This is a genomic window from Pseudomonas sp. R1-6 (genome assembly GCF_051132115.1).
Lineage (GTDB): Bacteria > Pseudomonadota > Gammaproteobacteria > Pseudomonadales > Pseudomonadaceae > Aquipseudomonas.
On the sequence record NZ_CP071662.1, the window covers coordinates 5179615 to 5199608 of the forward strand.

At 60.4% G+C, this 19994-nt stretch carries 21 protein-coding genes; 10 read left to right on the forward strand and 11 right to left on the reverse strand.

Annotated elements, in window-relative coordinates:
• Nucleotides 1-200 precede the first annotated feature (200 nt).
• Nucleotides 201-641 carry a hypothetical protein gene (locus J3P81_RS23200; protein WP_434561126.1) on the reverse strand — a complete coding sequence of 147 codons (441 nt, stop codon included), beginning with the start codon at nucleotides 639-641 and terminating at the stop codon, nucleotides 201-203.
• Between J3P81_RS23200 and trmL the strand changes: the two genes are divergently transcribed.
• Nucleotides 640-1095: a tRNA (uridine(34)/cytosine(34)/5-carboxymethylaminomethyluridine(34)-2'-O)-methyltransferase TrmL gene (gene trmL, locus J3P81_RS23205; protein ID WP_420766330.1), complete on the forward strand. Its 456-nt coding sequence runs from the start codon at nucleotides 640-642 to the stop codon at nucleotides 1093-1095. The genes J3P81_RS23200 and trmL overlap by 2 nt on opposite strands.
• A gap of 145 nt (nucleotides 1096-1240) precedes the next feature.
• On the opposite strand, the gene secB is transcribed toward trmL, so the two are convergent.
• The 3 genes from secB to J3P81_RS23220 are packed head-to-tail and all read right to left on the reverse strand — an operon-like array spanning nucleotide 1241 to nucleotide 2431.
• On the reverse strand, nucleotides 1241-1723 hold the full coding sequence (gene secB, locus J3P81_RS23210; RefSeq protein ID WP_420766331.1) for a protein-export chaperone SecB: 483 nt from the start codon (nucleotides 1721-1723) through the stop codon (nucleotides 1241-1243).
• A 38-nt stretch (nucleotides 1724-1761) separates the two neighbouring features.
• Nucleotides 1762-2016: a glutaredoxin 3 gene (gene grxC / locus J3P81_RS23215; protein WP_434561128.1), complete on the reverse strand. Its 255-nt coding sequence runs from the start codon at nucleotides 2014-2016 to the stop codon at nucleotides 1762-1764.
• Between the two features lies 1 nt (nucleotide 2017).
• On the reverse strand, nucleotides 2018-2431 hold the full coding sequence (locus J3P81_RS23220; protein WP_420766332.1) for a rhodanese-like domain-containing protein: 414 nt from the start codon (nucleotides 2429-2431) through the stop codon (nucleotides 2018-2020).
• A 152-nt stretch (nucleotides 2432-2583) separates the two neighbouring features.
• On the opposite strand from J3P81_RS23220, the gene gpmI reads away from it, so the two are divergent.
• From gpmI to J3P81_RS23240, 4 genes are all read left to right on the forward strand, one after another.
• Nucleotides 2584-4113: a 2,3-bisphosphoglycerate-independent phosphoglycerate mutase gene (gene gpmI, locus J3P81_RS23225; protein WP_434561130.1), complete on the forward strand. Its 1530-nt coding sequence runs from the start codon at nucleotides 2584-2586 to the stop codon at nucleotides 4111-4113.
• Between the two features lie 272 nt (nucleotides 4114-4385).
• Nucleotides 4386-5678, forward strand: a complete 1293-nt coding sequence (locus tag J3P81_RS23230; RefSeq protein WP_420766334.1) for a murein hydrolase activator EnvC family protein — start codon at nucleotides 4386-4388, stop codon at nucleotides 5676-5678.
• Between the two features lie 32 nt (nucleotides 5679-5710).
• Nucleotides 5711-7027, forward strand: coding sequence for a S41 family peptidase (locus J3P81_RS23235; RefSeq protein WP_420766335.1), 1317 nt, complete (start codon nucleotides 5711-5713; stop codon nucleotides 7025-7027).
• 1 nt (nucleotide 7028) lies between these two features.
• A complete protein-coding gene (locus J3P81_RS23240; protein ID WP_434561132.1) occupies nucleotides 7029-7808 on the forward strand; it encodes a divergent polysaccharide deacetylase family protein in 780 nt (259 codons plus the stop codon).
• A 140-nt stretch (nucleotides 7809-7948) separates the two neighbouring features.
• Here the strand turns inward: J3P81_RS23240 and J3P81_RS23245 are convergent, their stop codons facing one another.
• Nucleotides 7949-8704 carry a substrate-binding periplasmic protein gene (locus tag J3P81_RS23245; protein ID WP_420766337.1) on the reverse strand — a complete coding sequence of 252 codons (756 nt, stop codon included), beginning with the start codon at nucleotides 8702-8704 and terminating at the stop codon, nucleotides 7949-7951.
• Nucleotides 8705-8916: 212 nt separating this feature from the next.
• Between J3P81_RS23245 and J3P81_RS23250 the strand changes: the two genes are divergently transcribed.
• Nucleotides 8917-10416: a trypsin-like serine peptidase gene (locus J3P81_RS23250; protein ID WP_434561134.1), complete on the forward strand. Its 1500-nt coding sequence runs from the start codon at nucleotides 8917-8919 to the stop codon at nucleotides 10414-10416.
• Between the two features lie 30 nt (nucleotides 10417-10446).
• Here J3P81_RS23250 and hisF read toward each other — a convergent pair whose 3' ends face one another.
• The 6 genes from hisF to J3P81_RS23280 form a co-directional block, all read right to left on the reverse strand.
• Nucleotides 10447-11217 carry an imidazole glycerol phosphate synthase subunit HisF gene (gene hisF, locus J3P81_RS23255; protein ID WP_420766339.1) on the reverse strand — a complete coding sequence of 257 codons (771 nt, stop codon included), beginning with the start codon at nucleotides 11215-11217 and terminating at the stop codon, nucleotides 10447-10449.
• A gap of 9 nt (nucleotides 11218-11226) precedes the next feature.
• On the reverse strand, nucleotides 11227-11964 hold the full coding sequence (gene hisA, locus J3P81_RS23260; RefSeq protein ID WP_434561136.1) for a 1-(5-phosphoribosyl)-5-[(5-phosphoribosylamino)methylideneamino]imidazole-4-carboxamide isomerase: 738 nt from the start codon (nucleotides 11962-11964) through the stop codon (nucleotides 11227-11229).
• Between the two features lie 42 nt (nucleotides 11965-12006).
• On the reverse strand, nucleotides 12007-12261 hold the full coding sequence (locus tag J3P81_RS23265) for a DUF2164 domain-containing protein (protein WP_030141479.1): 255 nt from the start codon (nucleotides 12259-12261) through the stop codon (nucleotides 12007-12009).
• A complete protein-coding gene (gene hisH / locus J3P81_RS23270) occupies nucleotides 12261-12899 on the reverse strand; it encodes an imidazole glycerol phosphate synthase subunit HisH (protein WP_434561138.1) in 639 nt (212 codons plus the stop codon). The genes J3P81_RS23265 and hisH overlap by 1 nt, the downstream gene beginning before the upstream one ends.
• Nucleotides 12899-13492, reverse strand: coding sequence for an imidazoleglycerol-phosphate dehydratase HisB (gene hisB, locus J3P81_RS23275; protein WP_024778052.1), 594 nt, complete (start codon nucleotides 13490-13492; stop codon nucleotides 12899-12901). Before hisB ends, hisH begins: the two co-directional genes overlap by 1 nt.
• Before the next feature lie 279 nt (nucleotides 13493-13771).
• Nucleotides 13772-15433, reverse strand: coding sequence for an OFA family MFS transporter (locus J3P81_RS23280; protein ID WP_434561140.1), 1662 nt, complete (start codon nucleotides 15431-15433; stop codon nucleotides 13772-13774).
• A gap of 260 nt (nucleotides 15434-15693) precedes the next feature.
• Between J3P81_RS23280 and panM the strand changes: the two genes are divergently transcribed.
• From panM to J3P81_RS23300, 4 genes are all read left to right on the forward strand, one after another.
• The gene (gene panM / locus J3P81_RS23285) at nucleotides 15694-16092 is read left to right on the forward strand and encodes an aspartate 1-decarboxylase autocleavage activator PanM (RefSeq protein WP_420766342.1); all 399 of its coding nucleotides are present in this window, start codon (nucleotides 15694-15696) and stop codon (nucleotides 16090-16092) included.
• 250 nt (nucleotides 16093-16342) lie between these two features.
• Nucleotides 16343-18568, forward strand: coding sequence for an AsmA family protein (locus tag J3P81_RS23290; RefSeq protein ID WP_434561142.1), 2226 nt, complete (start codon nucleotides 16343-16345; stop codon nucleotides 18566-18568).
• Complete coding sequence (gene mutY, locus J3P81_RS23295; RefSeq protein ID WP_434561144.1) at nucleotides 18565-19632, forward strand: A/G-specific adenine glycosylase; 1068 nt, start codon at nucleotides 18565-18567, stop codon at nucleotides 19630-19632. The genes J3P81_RS23290 and mutY overlap by 4 nt, the downstream gene beginning before the upstream one ends.
• Complete coding sequence (locus J3P81_RS23300) at nucleotides 19629-19901, forward strand: oxidative damage protection protein (protein WP_039592693.1); 273 nt, start codon at nucleotides 19629-19631, stop codon at nucleotides 19899-19901. Before mutY ends, J3P81_RS23300 begins: the two co-directional genes overlap by 4 nt.
• The last annotated feature ends 93 nt before the right edge of the window (nucleotides 19902-19994 follow it).

Consider the following 19994-nt stretch of genomic DNA (forward strand, 5'->3'; position numbering starts at 1 on the left):
GGTCACTACCCAGTTTTGGGGACCTTGGTACAGGCAGGCCGGGGATTCCCCTCTTTTATACCGGGCTCTCGAGCCCGCTGTTTTGGGGGCCTTGATACAGGCAGGTCAAGGTTTCCCTTCTTTACACCCAGGGCTCTGCGCCAAGCGCGAGCCCTCCCGTTTTGGGAACCTTGGTACAGGCAGGCCGGGGATTCCCTCTTTTATTGCTCTTGGAGACGGATCTCCAGCCGCCAGCGGTCATCGACTTCGCTGCCGGCCCATTCCCCTCGCAACGGACGCGCCGCCACCAGCATCAGCAACAACCCCTTGTCACTCAACCGCACCCGCCAATTCACGTCCTTGCCGTTGAGCTTGAGCTGGCCCTTCTGCGGTCGACCTTCGGCCTGGAACAACAGCGCCACGGAGCCGTCGACGATTTCCCCGTGGAGCTTGGGTTCATTGTTGAACCAGGCTACCAACACCCCATCGCCCGCCTCGATCTGTTGCAGCGCACTGGGGTCAGGCGTGGTCAGACGGCCGATCATCAGCCCGACCATCATGCCGAAGATCGCCAGCGAGCCCAGCACCCGAGGCAATAGCTTCGAACGTCGGTCGGTTTGCGGCGTAGAATGCCGCTCATCTTTATCTGCGGAGCCGTGCATGTTTCACGTCATCCTTTTTCAACCGGAAATACCGCCCAATACCGGCAACGTCATCAGGCTGTGCGCCAACAGCGGCTGCCACTTGCATTTGATCGAACCGCTGGGCTTCGAGATGGACGACAAGCGTCTGCGCCGCGCGGGCCTCGATTATCACGAGTATGCCACTTTGCAGCGGCACGCCGACCTCGCCAGTTGCCTGGAAAGCCTGGGGCACCCACGTCTGTTCGCGTTCACCACCAAGGGTTCACGGCCGTTTCATGACGCCAGTTTCGTTGCCGGTGATGCGTTTCTGTTCGGCCCCGAAAGTCGCGGCCTGCCGGCCGATGTGCTCGACGCCCTGCCGGCGGAACAGCGCCTGCGCCTGCCGATGCGCGAAGGCTGCCGCAGCCTGAACCTGTCCAACACCGTGGCAGTGGCGGTTTACGAGGCGTGGCGGCAGAACGGCTTCCGGTAACAAGATTGACAATCCCGGGCCAGAAACCCCTGTGGGAGCGAGCCTGCTCGCGATAGCGGTGTATCTGTCAACTCACTGCTGACTGACATACCGCTTTCGCGAGCAGGCTCGCTCCCACAGGTTTTGTGCCTGGCTATGGAACGGATTACTGAACGGTCGCGCCGCCTTCCTCTTGCATGCGCTGCAGCTCTTGTGCGTACAGAGCATCGAAGTTCACCGGAGCCAGCATCAGGGCCGGGAACGAACCGCGGGTCACCAGGCTGTCCAGGGTTTCGCGAGCGTAAGGGAACAGGATGTTCGGGCAGAAGGCGCCCAGGGTGTGGCTCATCGAAGCGGCGTCGAGGTTCTTGATCAGGAAGATACCGGCTTGCTGGACTTCGGCAATGAACGCCACTTCGTCACCGTTTTTCACGGTCACGGACAGGGTCAGCACCACTTCGTGGAAATCCTCTTCCAGGGCTTTCTGACGGGTGTTCAGGTCCAGGGCCACGCTCGGCTCCCACTGCTGACGAAAGATCGCCGGGCTTTTCGGGGCCTCGAAGGACAGGTCACGGACATAGATGCGCTGCAAGGAGAATTGCGGTGCGGCTTCTTCTTCAGTGGCAGCAGTGTTCTGTTGGTCAGTCATCGCAGATCCTTCTTACTTCAGTTCTATTGATAAGGAATTCAAGCCTTGAGCAGCGCGTCAAGCTTGCCGGCGCGCTCCAAGGCATACAGGTCATCGCAACCGCCCACGTGAGTGCCGCCGATCCAGATCTGCGGCACGGAAGTACGCCCGGCCTTCTGGGTCATTTCGGCGCGCAGTTGCGGCTTGCCGTCGACCTTGATCTCTTCGAAAGCCACGCCTTTGCTTTGGAGCAAGTGCTTGGCTCGGGAGCAATAGGGGCAGTAATCGCTGGAATAGACAACAACGTGGGGCATGTCACTTCACCAGGGGCAGATTGTCGGCTTTCCAGCTTGCAACGCCACCGGACAGTTTGGCGGCGGTGAAGCCGGATTTCATCAGTTCGCGGGCGAGGGTCCCGGCCTGCTGGCCTTGGGCGTCGACCAGGATTACCGTCTTGGCCTTGTGCTTTTCCAGTTCGCCTACGCGTGCGACCAGTTTGTCCTGAGGGATGTTCAGCGCGCCGACAATGTGACCGGCGGCGTAGTCCTTGCTCGGACGAATATCGACCACGACGCCGGCGTCCTTGTTGACCAGCGCGGTCAGCTCGCCAGTGCTCAGGCTGCGACCGCCGCCCTGCATCGTGTGGGCAACCAGCAAAGCCAGCAGTACGACGAAGATACCGACGAGAATGTAGTGGTTAGTGGCAAATTCAATCAGGTGAGCAACCATCGAAGGAGGTTCCAGGGCGTTAAAATGTCGGCCAGTATACACAGCACGCAAGGCCGGCCAAACCCCGCCCGGCGGTGACGGCACCGGAACTTACCTTTAAACTGCCCGTCCCTTTTCCATCGTCTTCTTTTAACCAGCCACGAGTGGATTCCATGACTACCACGCCTAAACCTTTGGTCCTGATGATTCTGGACGGCTTCGGTCACAGTGACAGCCACGAATCCAACGCCGTATACGCGGCCAGGAAGCCTGTGCTCGATCGCCTGTGGGCCACCGTGCCGAACGGCTTGATCTCCGGCAGCGGCATGGACGTCGGCCTGCCGGACGGACAGATGGGCAACTCCGAGGTCGGCCACATGAACCTCGGCGCGGGCCGCGTGGTTTACCAGGACTTCACCCGCGTGACCAAGTCGATCCGCGACGGCGACTTCTTCGAAAACCCCACCATCTGCGCCGCCGTGGACAAAGCAGTGGCCGCTGGCAAGGCCGTGCACTTCATGGGCCTGCTGTCGGACGGCGGCGTGCACAGCCACCAGGACCACCTGGTCGCCATGGCCGAACTCGCTGCCAAGCGCGGCGCCAAGAACATCTACCTGCACGCCTTCCTCGATGGCCGCGACACGCCGCCCAAGAGCGCCGAGTCGTCGATCAAAGTACTGGACGACACCTTCAAGGCGTTGGGCAAGGGCCGGATAGCCAGCCTGATCGGCCGTTATTTCGCCATGGACCGTGACAATCGCTGGGACCGCGTCGCCCAGGCCTACAACCTGATCGTCGACGGCAATGCCGAATTCCATGCCGCCACCGCGCAAGAGGGTCTGCAAGCGGCTTATGAACGCGGCGAAAGCGACGAGTTCGTCAAGGCCACCACCCTCGGCGAGCCGGTAAAAGTCGAAGACGGCGACGCCGTGGTGTTCATGAACTTCCGTGCCGACCGTGCCCGCGAACTGACCCGCGTATTTGTCGAAGATGATTTCAAGGAATTCGAGCGCGCCCGCCAGCCGAAACTGGCCGGCTTCGTGATGCTGACTCAATACGCCGCCAGCATTCCCGCGCCATCCGCCTTTGCCGCCGGCAGCCTGGACAACGTGCTGGGCGACTACTTGGCGAAAAACGGCAAGACCCAGCTGCGCATCGCCGAAACCGAAAAGTACGCCCACGTGACGTTCTTCTTCTCCGGTGGCCGTGAAGAACCCTTCCCGGGCGAAGAACGCATCCTGATCCCCTCGCCGAAAGTCGCCACCTATGACCTGCAGCCGGAAATGAGCGCGCCGGAAGTGACCGACCGCATCGTCGATGCCATCGAGAACCAGCGCTACGACGTAATCGTGGTCAACTACGCCAACGGCGACATGGTGGGCCATAGCGGCGTGTTCGAGGCGGCGGTCAAGGCCGTTGAATGCTTGGACACCTGCGTGGGTCGCATCGTCGACGCCTTGGAAAAAGTCGGCGGCGAAGCCCTGATCACGGCGGACCATGGCAATGTCGAGCAAATGTCCGATGAGTCCACCGGCCAGGCCCATACCGCCCACACCACCGAGCCGGTGCCGTTCATTTATGTCGGCAAGCGCGACTTCAAGGTCCGCGACGGCGGCGTGCTGGCTGACGTGGCACCAACCATGCTGATGTTGCTGGGCATGGAGAAACCGGCGGAGATGACCGGGACTTCGATCCTGGTCTGACGAAGCGTCGCAGGTTTGAGCACAGCTTGTGTGGCGAGGGAGCTTGCTCCCGCTCGATGGCGCAGCCATCGCAAAGGCTTCTGGCCTGATCTACTGTCGAGGGGCTGCTTCGCAGCCCAGCGGGAGCAAGCTCCCTCGCCACAGCAAGCTCGCTCCCACATTGGGGTTTGGTGTTTTTTCGGCCAGTTATCACACAGCCCTAAATGGGCGTTTTTTTTGCAGCGTGGGGCGGGCATACTAGGCCGTCCCTTTCCCTGGTGCCACCCGCCTCTATGCTCCGCGTCCTGATAGCCCTTGCCCTGACCTGCCTGCTCCAACCGGCCTTCGCCGACGAGCGCGCGCAAACCCAACAGCAGTTGGAAGCCACGCGCCAGGACATCGCCGAGCTGAAGAAACTGCTGGGCAAGCTGCAGGAAGAAAAATCCAGTGTGCAGAAAGACTTGCGCGGCACCGAGACCGAGATGGGCAAGCTGGAGAAGCAGGTCGAGGCCCTGCAGAAAGAGCTGAAGAAAAGCGAATCCGAGCTGCAACGGCTCGATGGAGAGAAAAAAAAACTCCAGAGCGCACGCACTGAACAGCAAAAGCTGATCGCGATCCAGGCCCGAGCGGCCTACCAGAACGGTCGCCAGGAATACCTCAAGCTGCTCCTCAACCAGCAGAACCCCGAGAAATTCGCCCGCACCCTCACTTATTACGACTACCTGAGCCAGGCACGCCTGGAACAGCTCAAGAATTTCAACGAAACCCTGCGCCAACTGGCCAATGTCGAAAAAGACATCGAGTTGCAGCAAGCCCAGTTGCTGGTCCAGAAAAGCAGTCTCGACACCCAGCGCGAAGAACTCGAGAAAGTCCGCAAGGAGCGCCAGGTTGCCCTGGCCAAACTCAATGACGATGTGAAAGCCCGCGACAGCAAGCTCAAGGCCCGCGAGCAAGACCAGGCCGAACTGGCCAACGTCTTGAAGACGATCGAGGAAACACTGGCCCGCCAGGCCCGAGAGGCTGAAGAAGCGCGCCAGAAAGCGCTGATCGCCCAGCAGGAGGCCGAAAAAAAGCGTTTACGTGAAGCCCAGGCCGACGCGGACGCCGGCGACGCGCCGCGCAAACCTGCAAAATCGAGCCCCGGCACGCTGGTTTCCAGCGGCGGAGAAACCTTCGGCGGTGCTTTTGGTTCGGCCCGGGGAAAACTTCCATGGCCGGTCAATGGTCGATTGCTTGCGCGCTTCGGTGAAACCCGCGGCGACGATACCCGCACCAAGTGGGACGGCGTGATGATCAGCGCCTCCGCCGGTAGCCAGGTGCACGCCGTGCATGGCGGGCGCGTGGTGTTTGCCGATTGGCTGCGCGGCGCCGGCCTGTTGGTGATTCTCGACCACGGCAACGGTTATTTGAGCCTGTACGGCCACAACCAGACGCTGCTCAAGGCCGCGGGCGATGTGGTCAAGGCCGGCGAGTCCATCTCCACGGTCGGCAACAGTGGCGGGCAGGATACGCCAGCACTGTATTTCGCTATTCGTCAGCAGGGTCGCCCCAGCGACCCGGCCCAATGGTGTCGTGCGCAAGGATAAGCGCGCCCATCCTATTAAGGAGTTCGTTCGACATGCTGCATTTGTCCCGCCTCACCTCGCTGGCCCTGACGATCGCCCTTGTGATCGGCGCGCCCCTGGCCTTCGCCGCCGAACCGGCCCCGTCGGCACCCGCCGCCACCGCCGCGACCACCAAGGCTCCGCTGCCGCTGGACGAACTGCGCACCTTCGCCGAGGTCATGGACCGGATCAAGGCTGCCTACGTCGAGCCCGTGGATGACAAACAGCTGCTGGAAAACGCCATCAAAGGCATGCTCAGCAACCTTGACCCGCACTCGGCCTACCTGGGGCCGGAGGATTTTGCCGAGTTGCAGGAAAGCACCAGTGGCGAGTTCGGCGGCCTGGGTATCGAGGTCGGCAGCGAAGACGGCTTCGTCAAAGTCGTCTCGCCAATCGACGATACGCCCGCTTCCAAGGCCGGCATCCAGGCCGGTGACTTCATCGTCAAGATCAACGGCCAGCCGACACGCGGCCAGAGCATGACCGAAGCCGTAGACAAGATGCGCGGCAAGATCGGCCAGAAAATCACCCTGACGCTGGTGCGCGACGGCGGCACGCCATTCGACGTGACCCTCACGCGAGCGGTCATCCAGGTCAGGAGCGTGAAGAGCCAGTTGTTGGAGTCGGGCTACGGCTACATCCGCATCACGCAGTTCCAAGTCAAGACAGGCGAAGAAGTCGCCAAGGCCCTGGCCAAGTTGCGCAAGGACAACGGCAAGAAGCTCAACGGGCTGGTTCTGGACCTGCGCAACAACCCCGGCGGCGTACTGCAATCGGCCGTCGAGGTGGTGGATCACTTCATCACCAAGGGCCTGATCGTCTACACCAAGGGGCGCATTGCCAATTCCGAGCTGCGCTTCTCAGCCACTGGCAACGACCTGAGCGAAGCCGTGCCATTGGTGGTGCTGATCAACGGCGGCAGTGCCTCGGCCTCGGAAATCGTCGCCGGCGCCCTGCAGGACCAGAAACGCGGCGTGGTCATGGGCACCACCAGTTTTGGCAAGGGCTCGGTGCAGACCGTGTTGCCGCTGAACAACGATCGAGCCTTGAAGATCACCACCGCGCTGTACTTCACCCCTAACGGCCGCTCCATCCAGGCCCAGGGCATCGTTCCGGACATCGAAGTGCGCAAGGCCAAGATCACCAGCGAGGCGGACAGCGAGTACTTCAAGGAAGCCGACCTGCAAGGTCACTTGGGCAATGGCAACGGCGGCGCCGACAAGCCGACCGGTTCCGGTGCCAAGGCCAAGCCAATGCCGCAGGACGACGACTATCAGTTGGCCCAGGCCTTGAGCTTGCTCAAGGGGTTGAACATCACTTCCGGCCGCTGAGATGTTCCGGCGGTTTACCTTCGTCCTGCTGTGCCTGCTGGCGGGAGCCGTTAACGCGGCGCCCGCTACACCTTCTTCGCCGCATAAGGCGTACCTGAGCCTGATCATCGACGACCTGGGGCAAAACCTGCCTCGGGATCTCCGGGTACTGGCCCTCCCTGGGCCCGTCACCGCTGCGATCATGCCCGACACACCCCATGCCGCCGAACTTGCCCGCGAAGCCCATCGCGCCGGCAAACTGGTCATGCTCCACATGCCCATGGACCCGGCCAACGGGCCGTTCGCCTGGCATCCGGAACTGGGTGTCGAAGAACTGGGCAAGCGCCTGGACGCCGCGTTTGCCGCAGTGCCCTATACCAGCGGCGTCAACAACCACATGGGTAGCCGCATGACCGCCCAACCCAGGGCCATGGCGTGGTTGATGGCGAACCTGCAACAGCGGCACAAGTTTTTCGTCGACAGCCGCACCAGCGCCCAGACGGTCGCCGGCGCCGAGGCCCAGAAAATCGGCCTCGCCAGCGTGTCGCGGGATGTGTTCCTGGATGACGAGCGCACCGAAGCAGCCATCGCCCATCAGCTCCAGACCGCCATCGACCTGGCCCGCCGGCAGGGCTCGGCCGTGATGATCGGCCACCCCTACCCACAGACCCTGGCGGTACTCGAACGCGAACTACCCAAGCTCAAGGCTCAGGGCATCGAATGGATCGACATCAAATCGATGATCAGCCTGCGCAGCAACCGAGCAATGGCCGGGCATGGGAAAGATGGGGTTTATCGGTAGCGACGGTAACCGCGTCGCCGCCATCGCGAGCAAGTTCTCTCCCACAGGGGATCTGCGGTGAACACAACTCTTGTGCCCGATGCAGAACCATTGTGGGAGCGAGCCTGCTCGCGATGGCGGCCGCGCGGCGGGTGAAGTGCTTAGAGATACCGCGCCATGATCGCGTCCACCGTACCGTCCTTGCGCAGTTCGTCCAGGGCCGCTTGGAGTCGGGCAACCACATCGTCCGGCACATCCTTGTTCAACGCCAGGTACAGCTCGGCACTGTTGAATCGCAGCACGGTCTTGAGGTCGCTCACTCCTTCCTGCCGCGCCAGGTAACGCCCGGCCGGGTCTCCGGTGGCCCACAGATCGATCTGGCCACTGATCAGTTTCCTGGCGTTGTCCTGATCGCGCAACACGACGACAGGCTTGAGTCCTTGCTTGGCCAATGTCTCGGCAATAGCGTCGCCCTTGTAGGCGCCAATCTTGTATTCACGCGCCTGCTCAAGCGAGTCTAGGGCAATTTTGCTGTCTGCCTTGGCTAGCATGACCCAGTCGTCCGGGCCGATAGGGCCGACCCATTTGAAGAGTTTCTCGCGCTCCGGCAACCGCGCCGTGACGAACACCCCGTAGCCGGGTTTCTCCAGGGCGAGCTTGTAGATTCGTTCCCAAGGAAAGCGCAATGTCAGGCTGTAAGTAATGTCGGCGCGCTTGAAGATCTCGCGCACGATGTCCACGGCGATGCCATGGATGTTTTCGTCCTGGGCGAAGTTCTTGCCGTTCTTGGCCATGTTGTATGGCGGGAAATTTTCCGTCAGCAATACCACGCCGACATCGCGATGTTCTTGAGCCTGCGCCCCATTGATGAACAACAGCACGGTGCCGGCAAGAAAGAAAACCAAACGTCTGAACATGTCTGACTACCGAAGATCCATGGCGAGCCAAGAGTGCCTCAGGGCCGCAATCATGTCTACGGTCGTTACTTGCCGCCGGCTCAACCTTTCAGGCTAGAGGTTCCAGCCTTCAAGGGTGAGGTAATTAGTTACCGCCAGCCAACGGGCGCGCTCTGGTTAATTGAAACACCGGCCTGACCGGTTTCTATTCATTTAATCAGAGGCAGCGTTTTATGAGATCGATCTTATTTCCCTTAATGGCCGTGCTGTGCGTGTCGGCTTTGCAAGGTATTGCTCACAGCAAGGACTATGGTGATGGCCTGCAAAACTTCGCAGCGTCCAGGGTCTTGGAAAATGCGGATGGCAAATATGACTATTGGCGAGGCATCGGTCGGCTGTATACCGACAGTTATTGCACCGCCACACTGCTCGATACTCAGGATTCCACTGTGGCCGGACCAACCCCCGCCTATGTGGTCACCACGGGTCTCTGTACGAGGCAAATCGACGAAAGCAACATGACGGACACCCCCATAAGCGGCCACATCTATTTCAGTTACTTCGCTGACACCCTGTTATTCCAGATCTACCCGGTAAAAAAAGTGGCATGGCGGAGTATGCATGGCACCAATCTTTCTATCATCGAGCTGAACGTCAGCCTTCAGGAACTCATCAGGGCCGGTATAAAACCATTGAAATTGGCCCAGGGACAGCCGACTGATGGAACCGATGTGTTGACGGTAGGAGCCTCGTTGGGTTTTCCAAAGAACACACTGCGCATGGCCGCGTGCACATTGCAATCTGCCGACGAGGTCATCAAAGGTCAGTTTGTCTGGCGAAACAACATAATGAATCAATGCTCGGATCTGGCGGGAGGCAGTGAAGGAGGCCCCATCCTTGATCGTTACACCAACGAGATTGTCGGTGTGCTGAACACCAGTGCCACACCTGAGGGCTTCACCCCATGCGAATGGCATGTGCCTTGTATGCGCACCAACAGTGGCTATAAACCAGTCCCCGACAACCACTATGGAACTTCGACGGCTTTTCTCAACGGGTGCTTCGTGCAAGGCCATCTGGTAAAGGACGTGACGGCATCTTGCGCGCTTTACCCGTCATTTTCCGTTGACCTGGAAAAAAACAGCCCGGCGCGGTATCAGCGTCTTGTAAAACAGCCTGACGGGACCATAGCAATCCCGACTTGGAACTACCGCTTCAAGATCAGCACTGCCTTTTATCGCCACAAGACGGTTCGTACCGCAAAGCACTGCGAAAACGGCCAAAACTATAGCGATCCAATCAGCTCGGTCGACGCGTTTATAGACACTGATATCGGCACTCAGCCAGGCGTCTATTTCCTATGCATTATTGGTGTTGACTCCTCGGGACCGGCAGAGCCACTCACTACCCTTTCGCTGCCGGTAGAAATCCTGGACGGCGCTCCGACAGCCCAGCCAAATCTGTCGATCTACGCGGGCATCGGAGTCGCACTGGAACAATCCGAGGATCAATACCATACCTACGCCATCAAGTTCGGCCCGCCGGAAACGACAGACTGCACTGAAGCGCAAGAGTACGAACCCTATGACCAGAGAGGTTATTTGTTCGAAAACGAAGAACTGCCGCAGAAATTCTGCAGCATCGCTTACGACAAAATGAATCAGGAATCCAAGCCCAGGGAAGACTTGCTAAGTCCTGCCACAAGCCGGCAGGAGACCAGCCCGACACTCTGACAGGCACCGGGCTGTTTTCGATGAAGAAACCTATCGAATGCAGATACCGCGCTGCGCCATATAAGCTTTGGCCTCCGGCACGGTGTACTCGCCGAAGTGGAAGATACTCGCCGCCAATACCGCGCTGGCGTGACCTTCGAGGATGCCGTCAGCCAAGTGCTGCAGGTTGCCGACACCGCCGGAAGCGATGACTGGAATGCCCAGTGCATCGCTGATGGCGCGGGTGACGCCCAGGTCGAAGCCGTTTTTCATGCCGTCCTGGTCCATGCTGGTCAGCAGGATCTCACCGGCGCCCAGGGCTTCCATTTTCTTTGCCCATTCAACAGCGTCCAGACCCGTGGGTTTGCGCCCACCATGGGTGAAGATTTCCCAGCGCGGGGTTTCGCCGGGGGCGGAAACCTTCTTCGCATCGATGGCCACGACAATGCACTGCGAGCCGAAGTGCTGCGCTGCTTCACCGACAAATTCGGGGTTGAACACCGCCGCGGTGTTGATCGACACCTTGTCCGCCCCGGCATTGAGCAGGTTGCGGATGTCCTGAACGGAGCGCACGCCGCCGCCCACGGTCAGCGGGATGAACACCTGGCTGGCCATGCGCTCGACGGTATGCAGTGTGGTATCGCGGCCATCGACACTGGCCGTGATGTCAAGGAAGGTAATCTCATCGGCACCCTGCTCGTCGTAGCGGCGAGCAATTTCCACCGGGTCGCCGGCGTCACGGATGTTCTCGAATTTGACGCCCTTGACCACCCGGCCGTTGTCCACGTCCAGGCAAGGGATGATGCGTTTGGCCAGCGCCATGGTCAGTCCTCAGCCTTTGTAGGAATCGCAGAAAGCTTGCGCTTCAGCGACGTCGAGGGTGCCCTCATAGATCGCACGCCCGGTGATTGCGCCGATAATGCCCGGCGCCTTGGCGTCGAGCAGCGACTTGATGTCACCCAGATTATGAATGCCACCGGAAGCGATCACCGGGATCTTGGTGGCAGCGGCCAGCGCAGCGGTGAACGGTACGTTGCAGCCCTGCATCATGCCGTCTTTGGCGATGTCGGTATAAACGATCGAGGACACGCCGTCGGCTTCAAACTGCTTGGCCAGATCGATGACCTGCACGGAGCTGATTTCAGCCCAGCCATCGGTGGCGACGAAACCGTCTTTGGCATCCAGGCCAACGATGATTTTGCCAGGGAACGCGCGACAGGCTTCAGCGACGAAAGCCGGGTCTTTCACGGCCTTGGTGCCGATGATCACGTAGCTCACGCCAGCCTTGACGTAGTGCTCGATAGTTTCCAGCGAGCGGATGCCGCCACCGATCTGGATCGGCAGGTTCGGATAGCGCTTGGCGATGGCCGTGACCACTTCGCCATTGACCGGCTGGCCTTCGAAAGCACCGTTCAGGTCAACCAGATGCAGGCGACGGCAGCCGCCCTCCACCCACTTGGCGGCCATGCTCACCGGGTCATCGGAAAACACCGTGGAGTCTTCCATGCGGCCCTGGCGCAGACGTACGCAAGCGCCGTCCTTGAGATCGATAGCGGGGATAATCAGCATCTGGCAAACCCTTAAATACGAGTATTCAGCTTGGCTCGGGAATCAGTTTTTCTCGAGCGCCCACAAGTCGCTTTCAATGCTTTCGAACCTTTCTTTAAGGTGCGCCTGCACATCGAAAATCGCCCTGTTGTAATAGTGCGGAGCAATTTCGCGGGTAAACAGGTCAAGAATTTCCGCCGCTTCGAACGAGCCAAGGTCCAGCTCGAAACGTTCCTCCATGAACCGCTGGATCTTGCGGTTCGCTTCACTTTCCTGCTCAGGCGTGAGGGTGAGGATCGGCGGTTTCTTGCGTGCCATTACCAGCGTCCGTCCCATGCGGCGAAGTTCTGCAACAGTTGCAGGCCATGGGTATGGCTCTTCTCCGGATGGAACTGCACGGCGAAGCGCGAACCATCGGCCAGGGCCGCGGCGAAATCGACGCCATAGTGACCGCTGCCCACCACCTGCCGCGCGTTGCCGGCGGCGATGTAGTAGCTGTGCACGAAGTAGAAGCGCGCCAGGTCCGGGATGTTGTGCCACAGGGGATGATCGACCGCCTGCTTCACTTCGTTCCAGCCCATGTGCGGGACTTTCAGATGTTCGCCACCCTCATGCAGGCCCTTGCCGAAAAACTTTACCTGGCCGGGGAACAGCGAAATGCAATCGACGCCGTCGTTCTCTTCGCTGCGATCGAGCAAAGCCTGCATGCCCACGCAGATGCCGAGGAACGGCCGGTCCTGGCTGACTTCGTGCACCAGCTTGTCGAAGCCCAGGCGACGAATCTCGGCCATGCAATCACGAATCGCGCCGACACCGGGGAACACCACGCGGTCGGCTTCGCGAATCACATCGGCATCGCTGGTGATCAACACCTTGCCGGCGCCCACGTGCTCGAGGGCCTTGGCCACCGAGTGCAGGTTGCCCATGCCGTAATCGATAACCGCGACCGTCTGCATTACAGCACGCCCTTGGTGGAAGGCATCTGGCCGGCCATGCGGTCATCGAGCTCCACCGCCATGCGCAGCGCGCGGCCAAAGGCCTTGAACACGGTTTCGATCTGGTGATGGGTGTTGTGCCCGCGCAGGTTGTCGATGTGCAGGGTCACGTTGGCGTGGTTGACGAAGCCCTGGAAGAATTCCTGGAACAGGTCAACGTCGAAGCCGCCGACGGTGGCACGGGTGTACGGCACATGCATTTGCAGGCCAGGGCGGCCGGAGAAGTCGATGACCACGCGCGACAGCGCTTCATCGAGCGGCACGTAGGCATGGCCGTAGCGACGGATGCCTTTTTTGTCGCCGATGGCCTGGGTAAAGGCCTGCCCCAAGGTGATACCGACGTCTTCCACCGTGTGGTGGTCGTCGATATGCAGGTCGCCCTTGCTGACGATGTCCAGGTCGATCAGCCCGTGACGGGCGATCTGGTCCAGCATGTGCTCAAGAAAAGGCACGCCGATATCAAACCGGGCCTTTCCGGTGCCATCCAGGTTGATCGAGGCTTTGATCTGGGTTTCCAGAGTGTCGCGCTCGACAGACGCCTTACGTTCGGCCATCACCAGCTCCGCAAAATCATTGGGCGAAAAAGGCAGCCATTATAGGGGCGCGAGCGGCAAACAGAAACAAAAGAGGTGACATCACTGACGGGTTGAAACCCGGGCTGTCGGCGATAGACATGTGCATACAAGTCTTATCCACCAGCCAAAACGACTGTGGGAGCGAGCTTGCTCGCGATGAGGCGTGTCAGCCGACATTACTGTCCGCTGACCCACCGCTATCGCGAGCAAGCTCGCTCCCACAAGGGCTGCCCTGACCTGATGATCAGGGCAACGGTCTTAACGGAACAACACCGCCGTCTTCTGCAGGGTCACCCACACGCCCCACGCCAACGGAATGCCCACCACCAGCCAGGCGGCGATTGCCAAAGGCTTGGTGCCCGGCGCGGCTTTCCATTCCAGCGAAGTGGTGCTGTCGGCGCCCTTGTCATGGCCCAGCGCCTGTTCAGCGGCCAGTTCGGCGTCGGTCATGAAGTACTTGTCGGCGACCGGACGGACCATCAGGTTACACAGGAAACCCAGCACCAGCAGGCCGGCCAGGATGTACAAGGTGATGTCATAGGCCGCGGCACGCTCGACGCCGATGCTCAGCTGATATTCACGCAAGTAGTTCACCAGAACCGGGCCCAGCACGCCTGCCGCCGCCCACGCCGTCAGCAGACGACCGTGGATCGCGCCAACCATCTGCGTACCGAACAGGTCCGCCAGGTAGGCCGGCACGGTTGCGAAACCGCCGCCGTACATCGACAGGATGATGCAGAACGCCGCCACGAACAGCGCGATACTGCCCAAGTGACCCAGATTCGGGATCAACGCGTACAGGGCAACACCCAATGCGAAGAACACGAAATAGGTGTTTTTACGGCCCAGGTAGTCCGAGAAGGACGCCCAGAAGAACCGGCCACCGATGTTGAACAGGCTCAACAGACCGGTGAAACCGGCCGCAATGGCAGCGATCTGGCCCAGTTGCACGGCGTCCAGCTGACCGAAAGGCAGGTCGTTGCCCAGCAGTTTGCCGCCAAACACTTCCTGCAGCAGTGGCGAAGCCATGCCCAGGATGCCGATACCGGCGGATACGTTCAGGCACAGCACCAGCCATACCAGGCGGAACTGCGGGGTTTTCCAGGCAACGTTCACGTGAACGTGACGATGAGTGATCATCGCGTTCGCGGCTTTCTTCGGTGCCGGGGTCCAGCCTTCAGGCTTCCAACCGGTTGGCGGAACGCGGTACGACAAGGCGCCACCGATCATGAACACGAAGTAGATCGCGGCCATCACCAGGAAGCTCTGCCAGACACCCACCTCGGTCGGCGTAGCGAAATGGCTCATCAGCGCCGCAGCCAGTGGAGCACCGACCATCGCACCGCCACCAAAGCCCATGATCGCCATGCCGGTCGCCATGCCGCGCTTGTCCGGGAACCATTTGATCAGCGTCGAGACTGGCGAGATATAGCCCAGGCCCAGGCCAATGCCGCCGATCACACCGGAACCGACCCACATCAGCCAGATCTGGTGGGTATAGATACCCAGCGCGGAAATCAGCAGGCCACCGCACCAGCACAATGCCGAAACAACGCCGGCCTTGCGTGGCCCGGCGTGTTCCAGCCAGCCGCCCCAGATGGCTGCCGAGCAGCCCAGGAAGATGAAGAACAGGGTGTAGATCCAGCCGAGCATGGAGATCGGCCAGTCACATTGGGACGAAAAGACTTGCGAGATAAAGCTCATATCCGGTGCACAGGCGACAGGCTTGGTGATACCCAAGGCCTTGGACAGTGGCAACCAGAACACCGAGAAGCCATAGGCCATGCCGATGCAGAGGTGGATGGCCAGCGCGGCCGGTGGAACCAGCCACCGGTTGAATCCGGGCTTGGCGATGATACGTTCCTTGGAGAGGAACGCAGGCTGGTCGGCGATGCCGTCCGCCGTGATGCTCGTGCTCATTGTGTATCCCCCAGTTATTGGAATGGTTCGCCAGCCACACCTCACCCTCAGCCTTCTTGCACGCAGGCATGACTGTATTCTGTGGTGAAGCTCCATTTTAGTGCGACATCACGTCGCAGAAGGACGGACGAACCGACAAAGGTTAACATTTGCTCGTGACAGAAAAACCAAAGTGCTATCACCTTTTTTCTCTCACTCGTCTTATCGCGCCTCTGCTGACTTTCTGTAGGGGGCAATTCGTTTATTTTTCAGGAATTTCCATGCCCATCGTTGTCGAGCACCTGAATGAAGCCACTCGTCAGGACGAGCAGGATCTGCAGAAAATCTATCGGGACGCGCCGGTCTGGCTGTTCGAGCCGTTCAGCGACGCCGCGCGACTCATAGAGAAATGTCTCGAGGAAGGCTCGTTGATCGCGGCACGCTTCAACGATCGCCTGCTCGGTGCAGCACGACTGCAACGGCACCAGAACGTCTGGCGCTTGTCCCACCTATGCGTGCGAAACGTCACTCGCCGCCGGGGCGTGGCGGAACGGCTGGTGAGCGAAGCCCGGAGGATGGCTGAGCAAGGCAACGCCGAGCTGCGACTTCAGGCGCCTGCCGGGCATCTGGAAGCCCAGGCATTGGCGGCGAAATTGAAATTACCTCTGGATGTCGAATAGCTCCCCTGTGGCGAGGGAGCTTGCTCCCGCTGGGAGCGTAGCTCCCCAAAAACTGAATCCACGGCGCGCCTGGCATACCGATTCGCCTGGTTTTGGGCCGCTTCGCAGCCCAGCGGGAGCAAGCTCCCTCGCCACGGGGCCGTGTCTGGCCGGGTAACGGCAGCTCGAAAAATCGATCCCTCATCGCTCCACCGACCCGGGACGTTATACTCCCTGGCAAAATTTGAACTCAACCTATAAGGATTCGCCCATGAAAGCGTTCGGCAAAATCCTGGGTCTGGTACTTCTCGGGCTGTTGCTGATCATTGTGGCCCTGGGCTTTGCCCTGACCCACCTCTTCGATCCCAACGACTATAAAGAAGAGATCCGCCAGATAGCCCGCGACAAAGCCCACATCGAGCTGACACTCAATGGGGACATCGGTTGGAGCCTGTTCCCATGGCTGGGTCTGGAACTGCACGAAGCCAGTGTCGCCACCCTGGCCAACCCAACCCAACCTTTCGCCGACCTTCAGATGCTCGGGCTGTCTGTCCGGGTGATGCCGCTGCTGCGCCGCGAAGTGCAGATGAGCGATGTCCGGGTCGAAGGCCTGAACCTACGCCTGAACCGTGACAAGAGCGGCCACGGCAACTGGGAAGATATTGGCAAGGCGCCCACCTCCGCATCCACCCAGGAAGCACCAACGCCCATCGAACAATCCACCCCGCCGGCCAGCGCACCGGCAGAAAAGCCGGCCCAGCCAACACGGTTGGACATCGACAGCCTGACCGTGAACAACGCCCGCGTGGAATACACCGACGAGCAGACCGGCAAGCAGTTCAGTGCCGAAAGCATCCAGTTGAGCACCGGCCCGATCCATGACGCTACCAACATCCCGGTTACCCTCACGGCGTTCCTGTCGAGCAACCAGCCGGCCGTCCGCGTGCGCACCGAGGTCACTGGCGAACTGCGCTTCGAGCGCGCGTTGCAGCGCTATCGGTTCGAAGACCTGAAGCTGTCCGGCGAAGCCACCGGCGATCCCTTGCAGGGCAAGACCGTGAGTTTCGCGGCCCAAGGGCAACTTTCCCTGGATAAAGCGGCAAACGTCGCCGAGTGGACCGGGATCAAGCTTTCCCTCAACCAACTGCGTGCACTGGGCGAGTTGAAGGTCAACGACCTCGACAAGGCGCCACAACTGAATGGCGGCATTTCGATTGCCCAATTCGACTTGGCAAAGTTTGTCGACAGCGTTGGCCAAAAACTGCCAGCCATGGCTGAGGGCAGCCTGAGCAAGGTCGAACTGGCGAGCCGCATTGCCGGCACGCCGAACAGTGTCGAACTCAACGACATCAATTTGAAGGTCGACGACAGCAGTTTCAGCGGCCGTATCGCTGTGGAAGACTTTGCCAAACAGGCCCTGCGCGTGCAGCTCAAGGCCGATACGTTCAACGTCGACCGCTACCTGCCGCCAAAGTCCGCCGAAGCCGACAGCTCCAAGGCAGCCCGCGAGGCCGAAGTCAGCAACACCGAGGCCAGTGCCATGGCCGGCGCCGGCAGCACACCCCTGCCAAGCGCTCCAACCCAAGGCGCCTGGAGCAATGATCGGCTGTTTCCGGTGGAGCGCCTGAGCAAGCTGGACATCGATGCCGACCTGACCTTCGGCCAACTGACCCTCGACAAACTGCCGATCCAGAACGCCGCGCTCAAAGCGACCGGCCTGGGTGGCCTGTTGACTCTGGAGAACCTGCGCGGCGACTTGTACAGCGGCAACTTTGAAACCAAGGGCACCCTGGACGTACGGCAGCCTACGCCACAGTTGAGCCTGCAAACCCGCATCAACCGGGTGCCGGCCGAGAAAATCATCGAAAGCCAAGGCAAGAATCCGCCGGTCAAGGGTCTGGTCACGCTCAACAGCGCGATCACCGCCAACGGCAACAGCCAAAAAGCCCTGATCGATAGCCTTAATGGCACGGCCGGTTTCGTCATCAACGATGGCGTATTGCTCAATGCCAATCTTGAACAGCAACTGTGCAAAGGCATCGCCACGCTGAACCGCAAGTCACTCACTGGCGAACCTCGCGGCAAGGACACGCCGTTCCAGCAGCTCAACGGCAACCTCACTTTCACCAACGGCGTTGCCCACAACCCAGACCTGAAAGTCCGCATTCCCGGCATGACCGTCAACGGCAACGGCGACATCGACCTGCGCGTGCTGGGCATGGACTACCGCGTCGGCGTGATCGTCGAAGGCGACAAGAGCGACATGCCCGACCCTGCCTGCCAGGTCAACGAACGCTACGTCGACGTCGAGTGGCCGTTGCGCTGCCGCGGCCCGCTGGAGTTGGGTGCCAAAGCCTGCCGCCTGGACAACGATGGGCTGGGCAAGGTCGCGGCGAAACTGGCCGGAGACCGCCTCGGCGACAAGATTGACGAGAAGCTGGGCGACAAAGTCAGCCCTGAGCTCAAAGACGCGCTCAAGGGGCTGTTCAAGCGATGACATCCGAGCAGTTTTCCGCCGCGGTACTGGATTGGTTCGACCGCCATGGACGCCACGACCTGCCCTGGCAACAGGGCATCACGCCTTATCGGGTGTGGGTCTCGGAAATCATGCTGCAGCAGACCCAGGTCAGCACCGTGCTCAATTACTTCGACCGGTTCATGGCCGCCCTGCCAACGGTCCAGGCTCTCGCCGACGCGCCGGAGGATGAAGTGCTGCATCTGTGGACCGGATTGGGCTACTACACCCGTGCACGCAATCTGCAGAAAACAGCGAAAATCGTCGTGGAGCAATACGCCGGGGAATTCCCCCGGGATGTGGAAAAGCTCACCGAACTGCCGGGGATCGGCCTGTCCACCGCTGGCGCCATCGCCAGCATCAGCATGGACCTGCGGGCGCCGATCCTCGATGGCAACGTCAAGCGGGTGCTGGCGCGTTTCACCGCCCAGGAAGGCTACCCGGGCGAACCCAAGGTTGCGAAACAGCTATGGGCCACCGCCGAGCGCTTCACGCCGCAAGACCGCGTCAACGCTTACACCCAGGCGATGATGGACCTGGGGGCCACGCTGTGTACCCGCAGCAAGCCCAGTTGCCTGTTGTGTCCGCTCAAAAAAGGCTGCGAGGCGCACATGCTGGGCCTGGAAACCCGCTACCCGATTCCCAAACCACGCAAGGAAGTGCCCAAGAAGCGCACCTTGATGCCCATGCTGGCCAATCGCGAGGGCGCCATCTTGCTTTACCGTCGCCCATCCACCGGCTTATGGGGCGGCTTGTGGAGTCTGCCGGAACTCGATGGCCTGGATGATCTGCAGCACCTGGCCTTGCAACATTCCCTGGAGCTGGGCCAGCAACAGTCAATGCCGGACCTGATACACACCTTCAGCCACTTCCAGTTGGCAATCGAACCCTGGCTGGTCCGGGTCCGGGAAACCGGCCACCACGTGGCCGAGGCCGACTGGCTCTGGTATAACCTCGCCACCCCGCCGCGCCTGGGCCTTGCCGCCCCGGTCAAAACCTTGCTCGAACGCGCGGCCGCCGTATTGAATGCAGGAGAGTTGCAATGACCCGCACCATCATGTGCCGCAAGTACAAAGAAGAACTGGAAGGCCTGGAACGCGCGCCGTTCCCGGGCGCCAAAGGCCAGGACATCTACGACAACGTCTCGGCCAAGGCCTGGGGCGATTGGCAGAAACACCAGACCCTGCTGATCAACGAAAAACGCCTGAACATGATGAACGCCGAAGATCGCAAATACCTTCAAGGCGAGATGGAGAAGTTCTTTTCCGGCGAAGAATACGCCAAGGCCGAAGGCTACGTGCCGCCGTCCGAATAAGCCTTCCAGAGCGGGGGCGAATCGTAAGCGACGGTAATAATTAAATATTTTTTGATAACTCGCTTGACGCCCCCCTGAAAAACCCGTTTAATG